The sequence below is a fragment of the Pseudomonas sp. MF06569 genome, from assembly GCF_059862735.1.
The window spans coordinates 1-16285 of the sequence record NZ_JCBCUZ010000024.1 but is presented as its reverse complement, the minus strand read 5'-3'; the positions used below and the strand labels follow the sequence as shown (position 1 = coordinate 16285).

Annotated in this window: 16 protein-coding genes; 9 read left to right on the top strand and 7 right to left on the bottom strand. The window is 56.5% G+C overall.

All coding sequences use genetic code 11. The features are described from left to right. Nucleotides 1-70: 70 nt before the first annotated feature. Genes modA through modC form a run of 3 tightly spaced genes read left to right on the top strand, consistent with a single transcriptional unit; the run spans nt 71 to nt 2607 of the window. Complete coding sequence (gene modA / locus AC19YQ_RS19170) at nt 71-838, top strand: molybdate ABC transporter substrate-binding protein (protein ID WP_326426907.1); 768 nt, start codon at nt 71-73, stop codon at nt 836-838. Next, complete coding sequence (gene modB, locus AC19YQ_RS19165; protein WP_019822781.1) at nt 839-1519, top strand: molybdate ABC transporter permease subunit; 681 nt, start codon at nt 839-841, stop codon at nt 1517-1519. A 2-nt stretch (nt 1520-1521) separates the two neighbouring features. Continuing rightward, nucleotides 1522-2607 carry a molybdenum ABC transporter ATP-binding protein gene (modC, locus tag AC19YQ_RS19160; RefSeq protein WP_500595679.1) on the top strand — a complete coding sequence of 362 codons (1086 nt, stop codon included), beginning with the start codon at nt 1522-1524 and terminating at the stop codon, nt 2605-2607. Here the strand turns inward: modC and AC19YQ_RS19155 are convergent. Continuing rightward, nucleotides 2604-3881 (bottom strand): GNVR domain-containing protein, encoded by a 1278-nt coding sequence (locus AC19YQ_RS19155; RefSeq protein WP_500595677.1) that lies wholly within the window; start codon nt 3879-3881, stop codon nt 2604-2606. The genes modC and AC19YQ_RS19155 overlap by 4 nt on opposite strands. Nucleotides 3882-4228: 347 nt before the next feature. Between AC19YQ_RS19155 and AC19YQ_RS19150 the strand changes: the two genes are divergently transcribed. Then, complete coding sequence (locus AC19YQ_RS19150; protein ID WP_133078064.1) at nt 4229-5164, top strand: LysR family transcriptional regulator; 936 nt, start codon at nt 4229-4231, stop codon at nt 5162-5164. Here the strand turns inward: AC19YQ_RS19150 and surE are convergent. Both surE and hemB read right to left on the bottom strand, forming a co-directional pair. Then, a complete protein-coding gene (gene surE / locus AC19YQ_RS19145; protein WP_133078063.1) occupies nt 5161-5937 on the bottom strand; it encodes a 5'/3'-nucleotidase SurE in 777 nt (258 codons plus the stop codon). The two genes, AC19YQ_RS19150 and surE, sit on opposite strands and share 4 nt — an antisense overlap. A gap of 71 nt (nt 5938-6008) precedes the next feature. Beyond that, entirely contained in the window at nt 6009-6983 is a 975-nt protein-coding gene (gene hemB, locus AC19YQ_RS19140) for a porphobilinogen synthase (RefSeq protein WP_133078062.1), read from the bottom strand. 307 nt (nt 6984-7290) lie between these two features. Here hemB and AC19YQ_RS19135 point away from each other — a divergent pair, with 307 nt between their 5' ends. The 4 genes from AC19YQ_RS19135 to AC19YQ_RS19120 all read left to right on the top strand — a co-directional run bounded on the left by AC19YQ_RS19135 (nt 7291) and on the right by AC19YQ_RS19120 (nt 11252). Further along, nucleotides 7291-7587, top strand: coding sequence for an ArsR/SmtB family transcription factor (locus AC19YQ_RS19135; RefSeq protein ID WP_133078106.1), 297 nt, complete (start codon nt 7291-7293; stop codon nt 7585-7587). A 54-nt stretch (nt 7588-7641) separates the two neighbouring features. Next, a complete protein-coding gene (locus AC19YQ_RS19130; RefSeq protein ID WP_219261858.1) occupies nt 7642-8652 on the top strand; it encodes a zinc-dependent alcohol dehydrogenase family protein in 1011 nt (336 codons plus the stop codon). Between the two features lie 80 nt (nt 8653-8732). Continuing rightward, nucleotides 8733-9206, top strand: a complete 474-nt coding sequence (locus AC19YQ_RS19125; protein ID WP_500595676.1) for a YbaK/EbsC family protein — start codon at nt 8733-8735, stop codon at nt 9204-9206. 174 nt (nt 9207-9380) lie between these two features. Then, complete coding sequence (locus AC19YQ_RS19120; protein ID WP_326397914.1) at nt 9381-11252, top strand: DUF3857 domain-containing transglutaminase family protein; 1872 nt, start codon at nt 9381-9383, stop codon at nt 11250-11252. A 66-nt stretch (nt 11253-11318) separates the two neighbouring features. Here the strand turns inward: AC19YQ_RS19120 and pgm are convergent, their stop codons facing one another. Further along, nucleotides 11319-12959, bottom strand: coding sequence for a phosphoglucomutase (alpha-D-glucose-1,6-bisphosphate-dependent) (pgm, locus tag AC19YQ_RS19115; RefSeq protein WP_219261855.1), 1641 nt, complete (start codon nt 12957-12959; stop codon nt 11319-11321). A gap of 195 nt (nt 12960-13154) precedes the next feature. Here pgm and eco point away from each other — a divergent pair, with 195 nt between their 5' ends. Further along, nucleotides 13155-13637 (top strand): serine protease inhibitor ecotin, encoded by a 483-nt coding sequence (eco, locus tag AC19YQ_RS19110; RefSeq protein ID WP_133078057.1) that lies wholly within the window; start codon nt 13155-13157, stop codon nt 13635-13637. Nucleotides 13638-13683: 46 nt separating this feature from the next. Here eco and AC19YQ_RS19105 read toward each other — a convergent pair whose 3' ends face one another. The 3 genes from AC19YQ_RS19105 to AC19YQ_RS19095 all read right to left on the bottom strand — a co-directional run bounded on the left by AC19YQ_RS19105 (nt 13684) and on the right by AC19YQ_RS19095 (nt 15760). Beyond that, the gene (locus tag AC19YQ_RS19105; RefSeq protein WP_339476200.1) at nt 13684-14832 is read right to left on the bottom strand and encodes a PQQ-dependent sugar dehydrogenase; all 1149 of its coding nucleotides are present in this window, start codon (nt 14830-14832) and stop codon (nt 13684-13686) included. Nucleotides 14833-14847: 15 nt separating this feature from the next. Next, a complete protein-coding gene (locus AC19YQ_RS19100) occupies nt 14848-15219 on the bottom strand; it encodes a hypothetical protein (protein ID WP_500595675.1) in 372 nt (123 codons plus the stop codon). A gap of 82 nt (nt 15220-15301) precedes the next feature. Further along, on the bottom strand, nt 15302-15760 hold the full coding sequence (locus AC19YQ_RS19095; protein WP_257622878.1) for a hypothetical protein: 459 nt from the start codon (nt 15758-15760) through the stop codon (nt 15302-15304). Nucleotides 15761-16285: the final 525 nt, after the last annotated feature.

The window sequence follows — 16285 nt, the reverse complement described above, 5'->3', positions numbered from 1 at the left end:
GATATCTTTCCAGCGCCCAAAACAATTTGATAACCATGGGCTGCCCCCCCGTCTCTAATGGAGTTTTGTCATGAATGTTCGTGCCCGCCCCTTTATTCCCACAGCGCTGGCAGCATTGATCGGGTGCCTTGCATTCACCTCTGTCCAGGCGGATGAGGTGCAGGTTGCAGTGGCCGCCAATTTCACGGCGCCGATCCAGGCCATTGCCAGGGATTTTGAGAAAGACACCGGGCACACATTGATTGCAGCTTACGGCGCCACCGGACAGTTCTATACCCAGATCAAAAATGGTGCGCCATTCGAGGTGTTTTTAGCAGCCGATGACACCACGCCAGAGAAGCTTGAAAAAGAAGGCGATATCGTCCCCGGCTCGCGCTTTACCTATGCGATTGGCACCCTGGCACTGTGGTCGGCCAAAGAGGGTTACATTGATGGCACTGACAAAGCATTGTTGGCCAATCAGTTCAAACACTTGTCCATCGCCAACCCGAAGGCTGCGCCCTACGGGCTGGCGGCCACTCAGGTACTGGCCAAGTTAGGGCTGACGGATAAAGTCAAAACCAAGATCGTTGAAGGCCAGAACATCACCCAGGCTTATCAGTTTGTTTCCACGGGTAATGCCGAACTGGGTTTTGTCGCCTTGTCGCAGATCTACAAAGACGGCAAAGTCAGCAGCGGCTCTGCCTGGATAGTCCCCGAGGTGATGCATGACCCGATCCGGCAGGATGCGGTTATCCTCAAAAAAGGCGAGAACAACCCTGCCGCCAAGGCCCTGGCTGACTACCTGAAAAGTCCCAAAGCCACTGCCATCATCCAATCCTACGGTTACCATCTCTAAATGCCGCTCACGAGTGCTGACTTTGCTGCGATCTGGCTGACCCTGCAACTGGCGTCATTGACCACTGTTATCTTGCTGATTGTCGGCACTCCCATCGCACTGTGGCTGGCGCATACCCGGTCACGGTTGCGTGGCCCCATCGGGGCGATCGTGGCACTGCCTCTGGTGTTGCCGCCCACCGTCATTGGCTTTTACCTGCTGCTGACGATGGGGCCCCACGGCTACATCGGGCAATTCACCCAATTCCTGGGGCTCGGCACCCTGACCTTCAGTTTTGCCGGACTGGTGATTGGCTCGGTGATTTACTCCATGCCTTTTGTCGTACAGCCTTTGCAGAACGCATTCACGGCCATTGGCCCAAGGCCGCTTGAAGTGGCTGCCACCCTGCGGGCAAATCGGTGGGATACCTTTTTCACCGTTATCTTGCCCTTGGCCAGGCCCGGCTTTATCACCGCCGCGATTTTGGGCTTTGCCCATACCGTCGGTGAGTTTGGTGTGGTGCTGATGATTGGCGGCAACATCCCGGAAAAAACCCGGGTGGTCTCGGTGCAGATCTACGACCACGTCGAGGCGCTGGAATACGCACAGGCACACTGGCTGGCGGGCGCAATGGTGGTGTTTTCTTTCCTGGTGCTACTGGCGCTGTATTCAAGCCGCAAATCTCAAACCGGCTGGAGCTGAAAATGTCCTCGATCAACCTTCGGCTGCAGCACAGTTATCCCGGTTTTGCCCTGGACCTGGCCCTGCAACTGCCAGGCAAGGGTGTGACCGCGCTCTATGGTCATTCCGGCTCGGGCAAAACCACCTGCCTGCGCTGTATTGCCGGGCTTGAGCGTGCCAGCAACGCCTATGTGCAGATCAACGATGAAGTCTGGCAAGACAGCCAGACAGGTTTCTTTGCCCCGGTGCACAAGCGGGCGCTGGGATATATCTTTCAAGAAGCAAGCCTGTTTCCCCATCTCTCTGTGCAGGCTAACCTGGAGTTCGGGCTGCGCCGCATTGCACTCAAGGAACAACGGGTTGATATGGCTCACGCCACACAGTTGCTGGGAATCAGCCACCTGCTGGAGCGCGCACCGAACAATCTGTCAGGAGGTGAACGTCAACGGGTGGGCATCGCCCGGGCGCTGCTGACAAGTCCAAGGCTGCTGCTGATGGACGAGCCCCTGGCCGCGCTGGACAGCCAGCGCAAGGGTGAAATCATGCCCTATCTGGAGCGTTTGCACGCCGAACTGGATATCCCGGTGCTGTACGTCAGCCACTCCCAGGATGAAGTTGCGCGCCTGGCGGACCACATTGTGCTGCTCAGTGAGGGCAAGGTACTTGCCAGCGGCCCGATTGGCGAAACCCTGGCCAGGCTGGATCTGCCCCTCGCACGGGGGGATGACGCCGGAGTAGTGATTGAAGGCAAGGTCCGTGATTACAACCACCCCTATCAACTGCTGACCCTGCAATTGCCCGGCAGCACCGAGCAGTTGAGAGTCGCCCATGCCTCAATGGCCATCGGCCAGACGTTACGCGTCAAGGTCCAGGCACGGGACATCAGCCTGAGCCTGAGCCCTGGCGAGCACAGCAGCATCCTCAATAGCCTGCGTGTGACTGTCGTGGGCGAAACCCCAGCTGACAATCAGGCCCATGTCCTGGTACGCCTTGATGCCGGCGGTACAGCCTTGCTGGCACGGATAACCCGTTACTCGCGGGACCAGCTCGGGCTGTGTGTCGGGCAGTCGCTTTGGGCACAGATCAAATCGGTAGCGGTACTGGCCTAGATCATTTGCCGACGGCGATTCATGAGGCAGCGAATGGTCGCAATCATAAGGCCAAGCATCAGGCCCATCATCACTCCCAGTACCACTATCAGTGCCTTTTTGGGCTTGATCGGATCAAGCGGAGCCTGGGCCTTGCGATCAACACTCACCAGACCCAGGTTGCTCATGTCAGTGTGCAGATTCTCAAGGCGGTAGACTTCGGCCCGTAAAGGTTCGATATCCTTGAGAAACACATCTTCATTTGAGCGTTTACCGAGCAACTCGACCTCGCGATTAACCTCAAGCAGTTGCATATCTTTACGAACCTGCGAAACGCGCAAGTCCGTAAAATCGTCCGTTGTTCGCTTGAGTAACACGGCACGCTCTGCCTCCAGGGCATCGGAGCCCATGAAGTACTGCGGAATACCCTGGGACGTGATTTCAGTACGTACCAGCCTGGAAGACGCCCCCTGTGCTGCATCAGCCATTGCCGCGGGCGTGGTCGGATGTTTGATGCCCAGTGTCTTTGCGATGGAAATCGCTTCATTCAGCTGATTGATGCGCGCATCTCGCTGAATTTTGAGCTGCATGCGCAAGGCGCTCAATTCATCACCCAAGGTTGCCCGCTTCAGTTTGTCCGACTCGACTAACGCAGCGATTTTTCCTTCTTTTTGAACGTGATAGCTTGAACGGGCAGAATTGATTTTTGTTTCCAGCTCCCCAAGCCGATTACTAATAATAATCTTGAGATCAGCACTGATTTGCTGTCGCCGAATATTAATTGCGTACTCAACAAAGCCGTTAAGAATCTCAACGCCATTGAGAGTTTCCGGGTAAATAAGCTCCATTTTTATAAACGGACTCAATTCGCTTGCCTTGTTCGGATCAGGCCGGCTCACCGTCATTGCGTCACGGCTGAATGCTTCAAAACTCTGCTCAAGGGTGCTCCCTTGCTTTTCCAGCGGTTTGAAAAAGTCCTGATGGGATTTGAAGTAATTCAGCCGGTTTTCATAGGACTCGAGCGCCGCGCCAACTTTAAGCAAGGCGTCTGCAGCTGGCAGTGTGTAGATCCCGGAACGGTTGAGGGCATCGAGTTCATTAACGGCTGCAGGACGCAACACACTACTGGTTCGATAGACGTGTTGCGTTAATGAAACATAGCCAAAGGCTAGAGCCCCAACTATTGCCATGGTTAAACCAATTAACTTTTTTTGCTGCCAAAACGAGTGAAGCAAATCAAAGAAATCTATCTCGGCGTTAATGTTTTTAAGTTGCAGATCCTGACGGAGGTTCAAGTAAATCCACCTTGTTTCTTAGCGTTGTCAACTGGCTGCCGGGTGTGCACGCACACAGAAAAAGTCCGTGCTTTACAGGTTGTCTCAAGGAGAAATTCGCACTCATTGCAAATGAGTGCTTATAGAACGACAAAAATGACAGACCACAAAGCAATATCCGAGATTCATGTTAAATTTAAGATTGTTCTTAATCTTTTATAAGAATGATCTTACATATTTTATAAAAAACAGTTGGATTGTCTTACGATGCCTTCGCAAAATACCCATTTCACGAAGGCATACCCGCGTGGTCTGTGTAATTATTGCCACCACAAAAAAGCACGCTTACGTGTGGGGTAATAATCAGGATGGATATTTTTCAGGCAATGCGCGTGTTCGTGCGCGTCGTCGAAACGGGCAGCTTCACCGCTGCGGCGCAGGTATTGGGATATTCCACTGCGCAAACCTCGCGCTTGCTGTCTGAACTGGAGTCTTCGCTGCAAGCCCGGCTGTTGCAGCGCAGCACGCGACGCCTGGCACTGACCGAGGTAGGGGCACGCTACCTGGAGCGCTGCCGAATGATCCTGGGGGAAATCGAAGACGCCAATGCCGAAGCGGCTGGGGCGCACCTGATACCCCGCGGGCATTTACGGGTGCAATCCACCACAGGGCTTGGCATCCAGCTGCTGGCACCTCTGGTGGCCCGCTACACAGAGCTCTATCCGCAGGTCAATGTCGACCTGACGCTTTCTCAACGCCAGCCGGACTTGCTCGAAGAAGGCCATGACGTTGTGATTACGCTGTCTGCCAACTTGCCGGACTCGGAGCTGATCGGCCAACCCCTGGGCAGTATATTCAGTGTCATCAGTGCCGCGCCCTCCTACCTGAAGGGACGGGAAGTTCCGAAAACCCCGGACGATCTGCACGAGCACCGCTGCCTGCACCTGGTTGACCCCCTGTTTACCGACAGCTGGACCTTTCGCGATGCTGAGGGCGAGCAAGTCATCCGCCCCGGCAACATCTTTCAGGTGAACGTCGCCGAGGCAATGGCCCAAGCGGCCGAGGCCGGGCTTGGCGTGTGCCTGCTGCCCGACTACGTGGCCGTCAGTTCTTATCAGCGCGGTTCTTTGGTACGCCTGCTGCCGCAGTATCGGCTGCACGAAAAAAGCATCTACGCGCTCTACCCTTCCCGGCGGTTTCTGGATGCCAAGGTCAAAACCTGGGTCGAGTTTCTCAAGCAGGAAATACCGAAAGTGCTTGAAGGGCACCAGGCCATCGTCGATGACCCGGAGCATTGGGCTTAAATCGATTGAAGCGCTGTACGCAGTTGCTCACGCAGGGAAATGGCGGTGCGATCAAACTCCAGCGGCGTGACCGAAACCCCGCCCTGCGTCACGACCTGGGTCTCGGTGTCAACCGCTTCAGGGTGCTGATGGCGAGTGATACTGAGCCAGTAATACCTGGCCTCACGAAAATCGGTTCGCTCTATCGCGTCCACCCCATCCATGCGGCCGGCACCCTGGCGAGTGATTTGTATCGGCCCGGCTTCATCCGCCGGAACGTCCGGGAAATTGATGTTCAGGCACGCCGATTGCTCCCAGCCCTTGCCCAGCAACTGCCGGATCACACCAGGGGCCAAGGCGCGAGCGGTGTCCCAGCGTACAAAACTGCGACGGGTGAAGTACTGGCTCAAGGCTATGGACGGAACACCCATCAGCAAACCGGTCATCGCGGCCCCAACGGTGCCGGAAAACAGCGTTTCTACCCCCAGATTGGCGCCTTTGTTGATACCTGAGAGCAACAGCTTCGGTGGTTTGTCCATCAACTGCTGCAAGGCCATTGCGACACAGTCCGCAGGTGTCCCGGATACCGAAAAGCGCCGTTCACCGCGCTTTGTCACGCGCAACGGGTGATGAATGCTGATGGCCGTGGAAATACCGCTTTGGTCATGATCCGGTGCGACCACCCAGACTTCGTCCGCCAACTCGCGGGCCACTTCCTCCAGCACTGCAAGGCCCGGAGCGTCGATGCCGTCGTCGTTGGTGATCAGGATTCGTTCGAGTCGAGCGTCTGGCATGGGTAAATTCCTTTTGTGGGTTGGCGGCAAGCCCGGGCAACGCGATCGACTCCCGACTTGCCGCCTGCAGCTTAGATCCCCTGCAAGGCCAGATCCATTGCAAAGTAAGTCAGGATCATGTCAGCACCGGCGCGCTTGATCGAACCCAGGCTTTCGCGCACCACACGTGCTTCGTCGATGGCACCCGCCTGAGCGCCGAACTTGATCATCGCGTACTCACCGCTGACCTGATACGCCGCCAAAGGCAGATGCGAGGCCTGGCGGATATCGCGAATGATGTCGAGGTAAGCACCGGCAGGCTTGACCATCAGCACGTCTGCGCCCTCTTGCTCGTCCAGCAGGGACTCGCGAATCGCTTCACGGCGGTTCATCGGGTTCATCTGGTACGACTTGCGATCGCCGGTAAGGGCGCTGCCGCCCGCCTCACGGAACGGGCCGTAGAGTGCCGAGGCGAACTTGGTGGAGTACGCCATGATCGAGGTATCGATAAAGCCGGCACCATCCAGAGCGCTGCGGATAGCCTGCACCTGGCCGTCCATTGCGGCCGATGGCGAGATAAAGTCCGCGCCGGCAGCGGCAGCCGCTACAGCTTGTTTACCGAGGTTGATCAGGGTCGCGTCATTGTCGACACCGTGGTCGTGCATCACGCCGCAATGACCATGGGAGGTGTACTCGCAGAAGCAGGTGTCACTCATGACGATCATGTCCGGCGCAGCATCCTTGCTGATGCGCACCATGCGCGACACCAGCCCGTCTTCACGCATTGCATCGCTGCCGGTGGCATCCAGATGGTGAGACACACCGAACAGCATCACCGACTTGATGCCCGCACGGGCATAACGCTCGATTTCACCGGCCAGTTTCGACTCAGGAATACGCATTACGCCAGGCATGCTGGTGATGGGCACGAAGTCGTCGATCTCTTCTTCGACGAAAATCGGCAGCACCAGGTCGTTCAGGCTGAATTCGGTTTCCTGGAACATGTCGCGAAGGGTCTGGGAGCGGCGCAGGCGGCGCGGACGAACGGCGGGGAACTGGTTAGGCATCATGGTTCCTGATGGGCAGATTCAAAAAACAGACGAGCCTTGGCTCAATGGCGGAACAAATACAGGATTGATCCCGCAATTGCAAAACATCCGCCCTACGTGCGGCCGGTTGTCGCGGGGTGTGTTTACTGGGGAACGGAGCCTAATTACAGCGGTGCTTCAGGTAAAACCCATTGCCTGCATCGCGAGCAAGCCCGCTCCCACAGTTGCCCTGTCAGATAACAACACGGACCCGTGGGAACCGGGCTTGCTCGCGATGGCATCACCGCCGGTTGAACATTTCGGAAAAAAGCGTAGTATCAGCCTCATGATTCTTGAACAACTCAAAGCCTTGGGTAATGACACTCGCATGCAAATGATGGAGTGGCTCAAAGACCCGCTCCGCAATTTCCCGCCTCAGGATCACGGTGATCCCGCGATTGGCGTGTGCGTGACCCATTTGCAGCACAAGGCCGGGCTGTCCCCTTCTACGGCGTCAGCGCACCTGGCCATTTTGCAACGAGCAGGTTTTGTCCTGACTACGCGCATTGGCAAGTGGACGTACTATCGACGCAATGAACAGGCGATCGATGACTTTGCAGCTAGGCTGAAAATCGAGTTGTAATTTTTACCTATACATTTCGTTATTTCGCGCAATGTAAAAACATGAGGAAATCCCATGAGCACTAAAACCATCTTCGTCCAACCTGGCGGCGGTTATCACAATGTAGTCGTTGGCAGCAGCGAAGTCAGTGCGCCGGCCCGTGGTGAAATCACTGTAGGTTTACGCGCCAACTCATTGAACTATCACGATTTTGCAGTAGTAAGCGGTATGTGGGGACCCAGCGAAAAGCGCATTCCCATGGCCGATGGTGCAGGTGAAGTGATTGCGGTGGGCGCGGATGTCAGCGAGTTCAAGGTCGGCGATTCGGTGGTCAGCACCTTTTTCCCGGAATGGATCGCCGGAACCCCGCTGGTTGAAGGTTTCGTTACCGTACCCGGCGATGGCATCGACGGTTATGCCCGCGAGCAAGTGACCGCCAAAGCTACATCGTTCACCCTGGCACCCACCGGCTGGAGCCACGCCGAGGCGTCGACCCTGACCACCGCAGGCCTGACTGCGTGGCGCGCGTTGATGGCCGATGACTCCCTCAAGCCGGGTGACACGGTGCTGATTCAAGGCACGGGTGGCGTTTCGATTTTCGCCCTGCAATTCGCCAAAATGGCCGGTGCCACGGTGATCGCCACCTCCTCCAGCGACGAGAAACTGGAGCGCCTGAAAGCCATGGGCGCAGACCATGTCATCAACTACCGCAAAGACCCGCTCTGGGGCGAGACAGCCCTGGCCCTGACCGGTGGCCGCGGTGTCGACCACATCATTGAAGTTGGCGGCCCTGCGACCCTTGAGCAGTCGATGATCGCCATTCGGGTTGGCGGGCATATCTCGATCATTGGCATCCTCAGCGGTGTCAGCGGCGCGATGAACTTTGTACCGATGCTGATCAAGCAAGTTCGCCTGCAAGGGGTACTCGTCGGCAGCCGCAGCCAGCAGCAAGACATGGTTCGTGCGATCAATGCCAACGGCATGCACCCGGTGATTGATCGTCACTTCCCTCTGACCGACATGGTCGAGGCGTTCAAGTACCAGGAAACCAACCAGCATTTCGGCAAGATCATTCTGGATATTTAACCGCCCCTTCACCGGTGGCGCATTGACAGTGCGCCATCGGCTTCTCTAGATTCAGGCTTTTGCCCAAAGAGCCTAGCCCGATGAGCCTTGAATCCGTACGCGCCTTTTTTCACGCCAACGCCCCCGACCTGCACATCATCGAATTGACCACGAGTACGGCGACGGTCGCACTGGCTGCCGAAGCCCATGGCGTTGAGCCCGGTCAAATTGCTAAAACCCTGGCCTTTCGAGTCGGCGAACGCAATGTTTTGCTGGTGGCACGGGGTGATGCACGCATCGACAACAAGAAAATAAAAGACGCCCTGGGCAGCAAAGCCAAAATGCTGGACGCCGAAACGGTCGTCGCACTCACCAGCCACCCTGTGGGGGGCGTCTGCCCTTTCGGGCTGGCGACTGAATTGCCCGTTTACTGCGACATTTCCCTGCAAAGCTTCACTGAAGTCATGCCCGCGGCCGGGGCCACTCACACTGCCGTAAAGATTTGCCCGTCGCGCATGGCCGACCTGGTCAACGCGCAGTGGGTTGACGTCTGCCAGCCTCTCCCTGCCGCTTAAAACACAGGTGCAATGCTCTAGCGCGGGCCTTACAGCGGTGTTAATTGTTCGACAATGTAGAAAATACAGTTGCGATCGATTATCATCCGCTACTCGCGCAGCACCCTCCAACACCATTTCAAAAACATTAAAACGTCGCAGGGTGCTGTTTTAAGGGAATAACCTGAGGCGCTCATGCACCGCTTTACTTTCAGCAAATCATTGATTTGCGCAACATTGGGGATCGTCAGCCTGCCGGCTTTCGCGGCATTGCAACCAGAGTCAGAGGCTGCCCTGGCGGGCGAAACGCAAAGAACCTGCCATTTCAACAAAGACACCAGCACCGATTGCACCACGACCTACCGTTACACCATCCTCACCAACAATGGCCGAGAGATGCTGTCACGTATCGACTTCAGTTTCCCTGAAACGGATCAACTGGAAATCATCAACGCTCAATCCACACAACCCGGCGCCAAGCCGGTGGCCCTGGCTCAATCCCAAATCGACACGCGCATGGCGCCTAACCCGGACAAAGGTTTCCTGCGGGCCAGCCAGACCTCGATTGCTTTCCCGAACCTGCGCATTGGTACCGAGCTCTCCTACACCGTACGCGAGCATACGGTGGGCAAGCCGCTGATGGACCACTTCCATTACCTCATGACGTTTGGCCCGTCCCCTGCCCGCTCGGATGGCTTTAAAAGCACGTTTACCGCCGAGCAGCCGATTGTGTGGCGCAGCGAGATGATGGAAGACTTCACGTTCACCCCGTCTGCCGACAACAAGACCCTCGTGATCGAGCAGAAAAAACCGCGCTTCGTGAATTACATCAATGAGGCCGGCAACGCCTACATCCGCCAGATGCCCCGGGTTGAAATCGGCAGTTCCAGCCAGGTACAGGATCACTTTGGCAACCTCGCCAAACGCTACAACGAAATCGTGACTGCCGGGCTGCCTGCGAGCGCCGCCAAGACCGTTTCAGGGCTCAAGGGTCTACCGCCCGCCCAACAAGTATCCGGGCTGATGCAATACATCCATGATCAATACCGCTACATGGGCGACTGGCGCGCCACTGATCGCGGTTACGTGCCGTTCACCCTGGGCGAGATCGAAGACCGTGGCTACGGCGACTGCAAGGACCTTTCGGTACTGCTGACCGCCATGTTGAAAGCCAGCGGCATCACCGCCCAAACAGCCTGGGTCAGCCGGGGCACCAACCCGCTGGGCCTGTTGTTGCCTGGTACCAGTTCAGCCAATCACGCCATCGTGCGGGCTGAAGTCAATGGCCAGGTCTGGTGGCTTGATCCGACCAACCCCGTGTTCTTGCCGGGCCGCAGCATGCCTGACATCCAGAATCGCTGGGCGCTGGTCATCGATGCCGATGGCAAGGTGCGCCAGGATTACATCCCTGAAGAGCAACCGAGCCTGAGCATGGACGTGAAGAAGTTTGAGCACTTCAATCGCGATGGCCAGGCTCGCACCACCGCTGAAGTCGAAATGGGGCAGATGACGCTGATGCAACTCAGCTACGCCGACACTGATTCGGGGGTCAGTGCTACCGACCTGAACCTGTGCAACCACTTTGGCAAAGAGATCACTGACTGCAAGATCAGTCGGGATAAAACCGGCTTTGTGGTGCCCGAGCGTTACACGGTACACGCCACCCTGACCAACCTTCGTGCACTGGAGAACCTGTCCGGGCAGCAGATCTACAAGCCGGCATTCATGAGCGAGCGCTGGGACAGCTTGATGAACTATCGCCGCACCGGGCAACTGGCTGACCTGTACATGGCCGATCCAGAGAAACTGACCTACGACATCACACTTTCGGGCGCCAAGGTCGGCAAGGAAATCAAGTCCTGCAAGGTGAACTCACCGTGGTTTGATATGGAACTGAGCAGCAAACGCAGCAAGGATAAATACCGCTACCAGTACTCCATCACGCAAAAACACAGCTGGTTGAGTCATGACGAGATCATGAGCGCGCCGTTCGAAGCCATGCTCCAGCAGGCCCGTGCCTGCAACGAAAACATGCAACAAGTGGTGCAACTCAGTACCAGAGGCTGATACCTGCCAGCCTGGTCCTTCAAGCAGCCTGGCCCCATTGCGGGGCCAGGCTTTTTTTTGCGGGTGTTACGCGATGGCGGTGTCTACCAGCACTTGAGCTTCCTCAACCAGGCGGTTCAGGTGCTCGTCGCCGATAAAGCTCTCGGCGTAGATTTTGTAGATGTCTTCAGTGCCCGAAGGACGTGCAGCGAACCAGCCGTTTTCGGTCATGACCTTGAGCCCGCCGATTGCCTGATTGTTGCCCGGGGCATGGCTGAGAATCCGGGTAATGTCTTCACCGGCAAGGCGCGTGGATTTGACTTGATCAGGTGACAATTTGCCCAGCAGCGCTTTTTGCTGCGGGGTTGCCTTGGCATCGACCCGGGTCGAGAACGGAAGACCGAGGTCTTCGGTCATTTTCTGGTACAGCTGGGACGGATCGCGACCTGTACGAGCCGTCATCTCTGCGGCCAATAGCGACGGAATCAGGCCATCCTTGTCAGTGGACCAGACGCTGCCGTCCAGGCGCAAGAACGAGGCACCGGCACTTTCTTCGCCGCCAAAGCCCAGCGAGCCTTCGAACAGGCCATCGGCAAACCACTTGAAGCCCACCGGCACTTCATACAAGCGGCGATCCAGGCGTGCAGCTACGCGGTCAATCAGGCCACTGCTGACCACGGTCTTGCCCACCGCAGCATCAGCGCGCCATTGCGGGCGATTCTGGAACAGGTAGTCGATGGACACCGCCAGGTAGTTGTTCGGCGCCAACAGGCCGCCTGATGGCGTGACAATGCCGTGGCGATCGTGATCAGGGTCACAGGCGAAGGCCACGTCGAAACGCTCTTTAAGCCCGATCAGACCTTGCATGGCATAGCTGGAGGACGGGTCCATGCGGATCCGGCCATCCCAGTCCACGCACATGAAGCGGAAAGTCGGATCGACCGTGGTGTTCACCACTTCCAGATTCAAGCCGTAGTGTTCGCCGATCGCGGACCAGTAATGCACACCTGCGCCACCCAGGGGATCAACGCCCAGGCGCAAGTTGGCGCCGCGAAGGATGTCCATGTCGATCACGTTTTTCAGATCGGCAACATAGGTGTTCAGGTAGTCATGGCGATGCGTCGTGCTGGCTTTGAGCGCCTGCTCGTAACTGATGCGCTTGACCCCGGCCAATCTGGCCGCGAGCAGTTCGTTGGCCTTGGCTTCAATCCATTTGGTGACATCGGTATCGGCCGGGCCACCGTTAGGCGGGTTGTACTTGAAACCACCGCTTTCTGGCGGGTTGTGCGACGGGGTAATCACTACGCCATCTGCCAGGCCGGTGGTGCGGCCACGGTTGTAGCAGATAATTGCGTGAGAAATGGCCGGAGTCGGCGTGTACTCATCGTCAGCGGCGATCATGGTTTCGACGCCATTGGCCGCAAACACTTCCAGGGCACTGGCGCCCGCTGGAGTCGACAGCGCGTGAGTGTCGATACCGACAAACAACGGACCATTGATGCCCTTCATCTGACGGTAGAGGCATATGGCCTGGCTAATGGCCAATACATGCCACTCATTGAAGCTCAGCTCGAACGAACTGCCACGGTGTCCGGATGTACCAAAGGCGACACGCTGGGTGGCGATCGATGCATCGGGTTGACCGGTGTAATAAGCGGTCACCAGTCGCGGTATGTCGACCAGCAATTGAGCTGGGGCCGGTTTGCCCGCAAGAGGACTGAGTGTCATGCAAAACCTCGGGAAATTAATGATTCGGAGGAAAAAAGGCAGTTTACTGGCAGTTCGACATTGGCGCGAAGTAATCTATCCACACCAAGGGGTCTGTTTTGCACTTTAATGCACTATTGGTTGTCTGAGCTTGATCCAGACACCTTGTTTAACTCTTCTGGATGTACATTTCAGCTCTGAATTAAGGAAAGCACCATGAAACCACTGGTGATCAGCGCAGCCGTATTACTCTCCCTGAGTACGCTGTGCAGTGTGGCCAACGCAGCCAAACTGGAAGACGTCGCCCCCTACCCTAAAGCCGAACCGGGTTTTAGCCGCCAGGTCATTAATCTGCCAAAACAGAAAAATGAAGACGACTACAAGGTTCAGATCATTGCGGGCAAGACATTACAGGTCGACTGCAACCAGCAGCGCCTGGGCGGCAAGCTGGAAGAAAAAACCCTCAAGGGCTGGGGCTATCCGATGTATCGCCTGAACAAGGTCACCGGCCCCATGAGCACGATGATGGCCTGCCCCGAAGGCAAGGCACATCCCGAGTTTGTTCCGGTGGTCGGTGATGGCTTCATGCTGCGCTACAACAGCAAACTGCCCATCGTGGTCTACGTTCCCAAGGACATCGAAGTGCGTTACCGGATCTGGTCTGCGTCCAAGCAGATCAAGCAGGCCGTGAGCGAATAAGTGTCATTGCGGGAACGGGCTTGCCCGCTCCCGCCTTGATAGAGTGTTATTGCAACCCTACCCGATACAGCACGCCATCATCCTCGTCGGTCAGTACATACACATAGCCGTCCGGACCTTGGCGAACGTCGCGGATACGTGCCTTCAGATCTCCCAGCAGCCGCTCTTCATGCACCACCTTGCCATCTCTCAGCTGCAGCCGGATCAGGTCTTTGTCTGCAAGTGCGCCAATAAACAGATTGTGCTGCCAGGGCTTGAAACGGTCTGAATCGTAGAAGGCCATACCGCTAATGCCGGGGGATTTCTCCCAGACATGATGGGGCCCCACAGTACCTTCGACGGTTTTGCCCTGTGCTTCGGAGATAGGTTTCGACGAGTAGTCAATCCCGTGGGTAGCCAGCGGCCAGCCATAGTTTTTACCACGCTCGATCAGGTTGATTTCGTCCCCCCCTTTTGGTCCGTGCTCGTGAGTCCACAGGGTGCCGGTCCAGGGATTGAGGGCGGCGCCTTGCTGGTTACGATGGCCGTACGACCAGATTTCTGGCCTCACGTCCTTGTTGCCGACAAAAGGGTTGTCGTTGGGAACGCGCCCGTCAGGAAAAATGCGCGCAATTTTGCCCTGCAGTTTGTCCAGGTCCTGGGATGTCGGACGCTGGTTGTTTTCCCCGAGGGCGATAAACAGATAGCCGTCCCGGTCGAACACCAGGCGCGAGCCAAAGTGATTACCGGTAGAGAGTTTTGGCTCCTGGCGGAAGATCACTTCAAAGTTGCTCAAACGGGTCAAATCCTCCGACAAGCGCCCGCGGCCGACGGTGGTTCCTGCTTTACCGTCTTCACCGCCTTCTGCGTAAGACAAATACACCAGGCGATCTTCTGCAAAACTGGGCGACAGCACCACATCGAGCAGGCCGCCCTGCCCTTTGGCCCACACCTGCGGGACACCGGATACCGGTGCAGACAGCTTTCCATCAGGGCTCACAACGCGAAGATTTCCCGGCCGCTCGGTGACCAGCATGCCCTGTTTATCGGGCAGAAACGCCAATGCCCAAGGATGATCAAGCCCCTCGACGACCGGGGTTGCGGTGACAGTTCCAGACTCGGAAGTAAACGTCTTCTGCGCATCGGCATGGGCCGTGAACGCAATATTGAGTAGCGAAGCGGCGCACACAGTGGCCAGCAAGGTTTTTCTCAACATTAGCTATTCCTTGTTCTATTGAGGTTTGTCTCTGGGCTGCAACGACGGCGCGGTGGGCTTGACGGTCGTTGGCGGTGTCTGGCTACGTGGATAACCATTACCGATCTTGCCGTTCTCGATTGAAGGGGTTCGCAGCGTGGGAGCTGTAGAGGGACCTGTTGCGCCTGGCACGGACGCCCCCGTGCCTTGCCGGCTGTTTGGATTGATGCGGCGGATGACGTTGTTGGCAGGCGGCGTGTTGGCTGGCAAGGTGTTTTGCGCCATTAGCCCAGCATGGGCCGCAAGTGTTGGGCGGGCCCCAGGGTTCGAAAACGTTTGTGCCTGTGCCTGGAAGGCAACTACGCCGCCCATCAATAGAAATAACAGACTGGATCTGACACCGTTCATCACGTCCTCCGCTTTTTGCACGACCGTTTAGCTTTGAGGGTCGTGCACGTCACAGGTTCGGTTTCAAAGATAACAAAACGTGTCAGGCATCGGTTTCAGGGCCAATTTCGATCACCGTGGACTCCCTCGCCTGCGCCAGAAGGGCCTCGCGGCACACTTGATAGCAATCCTCGATATGGCCATTGCCGACCAGTTTCATCACGCCAAAACTGATGGTTGCCGCCACCGCCTGCCCTACAAACGGGACAAAGCGAATCACTGATTTGGTTGCCACTTTTGCGCCCATCTTGCGCACCAGAGACATGACCAGCGTTCGGCTGATGAATTTGCCGATCACCTCACTGCCAATCCCGGTGACCGCTACCACAATCAGGCGCTTGGACCGTGAGTCCATCTGCTCGATCTGGTGGGGGGTCAAACCGAATTTGCTGTTGATAGCCGGCAGCATTTCAACCAGCAATGCGACATCGGTACCGATATCGAGCCCGGGTATCGGGATTGCAGCCGCACCTGCAGAAACTGCCGAGCGCTTGGTGACCATGGACCGGCACTCGTCACGTATACGATCGAGCTCGGCTAATGACCTGATTAACATAGGATCCCCCGACAGATAAAAATAAAACCAGCGTAGTCTACTACGCCCTTCTGACCAGCAAGGCAGGCCTGTCTTCATGTAGAGGGGTAACAGCGAAGGAAATTCACAAAGGCGGGGATGTTTTAAGCCATTGACCTGAAAATACACCGGCCAAAAACAATCAAGCACAAAACAATATGCATTGAGCGATGATTTTTTTGAGAGGTCGTGTCGGCCTGAAGTGCTGGCTGGCATCCAGGTATTAGGGGAGCGTGTCCGCGCAAAGATCTTGTCAAGCATTTTCAACAACCAGAATTAATCTGCGCGTGCCCGCAAAACCAATTTCTGTAGTCTGTTGAGTTCCAAGCTAGTGTCTCGAGCGGTTAGTTCATTAGCTTATTCTTCATCACACTCAGCTTTGCCATATGTACCGAGCTGATGATGGCCGCTGCGGTCTTTGTCCACTTGAACGGCTTGGCTGAATGCTCGTTA

Coding starts and splice junctions, on each gene's coding strand:
- AC19YQ_RS19100 (WP_500595675.1), bottom strand. CDS start 15,219: ATGAACGGTGTCAGATCCAGTCTGTTATTTCTATTGATGGGCGGCGTA.
- AC19YQ_RS19095 (WP_257622878.1), bottom strand. CDS start 15,760: ATGGTCACCAAGCGCTCGGCAGTTTCTGCAGGTGCGGCTGCAATCCCG.
- modB (WP_019822781.1), top strand. CDS start 839: ATGCCGCTCACGAGTGCTGACTTTGCTGCGATCTGGCTGACCCTGCAA.
- AC19YQ_RS19130 (WP_219261858.1), top strand. CDS start 7,642: ATGAGCACTAAAACCATCTTCGTCCAACCTGGCGGCGGTTATCACAAT.
- AC19YQ_RS19105 (WP_339476200.1), bottom strand. CDS start 14,832: ATGTTGAGAAAAACCTTGCTGGCCACTGTGTGCGCCGCTTCGCTACTC.
- modA (WP_326426907.1), top strand. CDS start 71: ATGAATGTTCGTGCCCGCCCCTTTATTCCCACAGCGCTGGCAGCATTG.
- AC19YQ_RS19150 (WP_133078064.1), top strand. CDS start 4,229: ATGGATATTTTTCAGGCAATGCGCGTGTTCGTGCGCGTCGTCGAAACG.
- AC19YQ_RS19135 (WP_133078106.1), top strand. CDS start 7,291: ATGATTCTTGAACAACTCAAAGCCTTGGGTAATGACACTCGCATGCAA.
- surE (WP_133078063.1), bottom strand. CDS start 5,937: ATGCCAGACGCTCGACTCGAACGAATCCTGATCACCAACGACGACGGC.
- AC19YQ_RS19125 (WP_500595676.1), top strand. CDS start 8,733: ATGAGCCTTGAATCCGTACGCGCCTTTTTTCACGCCAACGCCCCCGAC.
- AC19YQ_RS19120 (WP_326397914.1), top strand. CDS start 9,381: ATGCACCGCTTTACTTTCAGCAAATCATTGATTTGCGCAACATTGGGG.
- eco (WP_133078057.1), top strand. CDS start 13,155: ATGAAACCACTGGTGATCAGCGCAGCCGTATTACTCTCCCTGAGTACG.
- hemB (WP_133078062.1), bottom strand. CDS start 6,983: ATGCCTAACCAGTTCCCCGCCGTTCGTCCGCGCCGCCTGCGCCGCTCC.
- modC (WP_500595679.1), top strand. CDS start 1,522: ATGTCCTCGATCAACCTTCGGCTGCAGCACAGTTATCCCGGTTTTGCC.
- pgm (WP_219261855.1), bottom strand. CDS start 12,959: ATGACACTCAGTCCTCTTGCGGGCAAACCGGCCCCAGCTCAATTGCTG.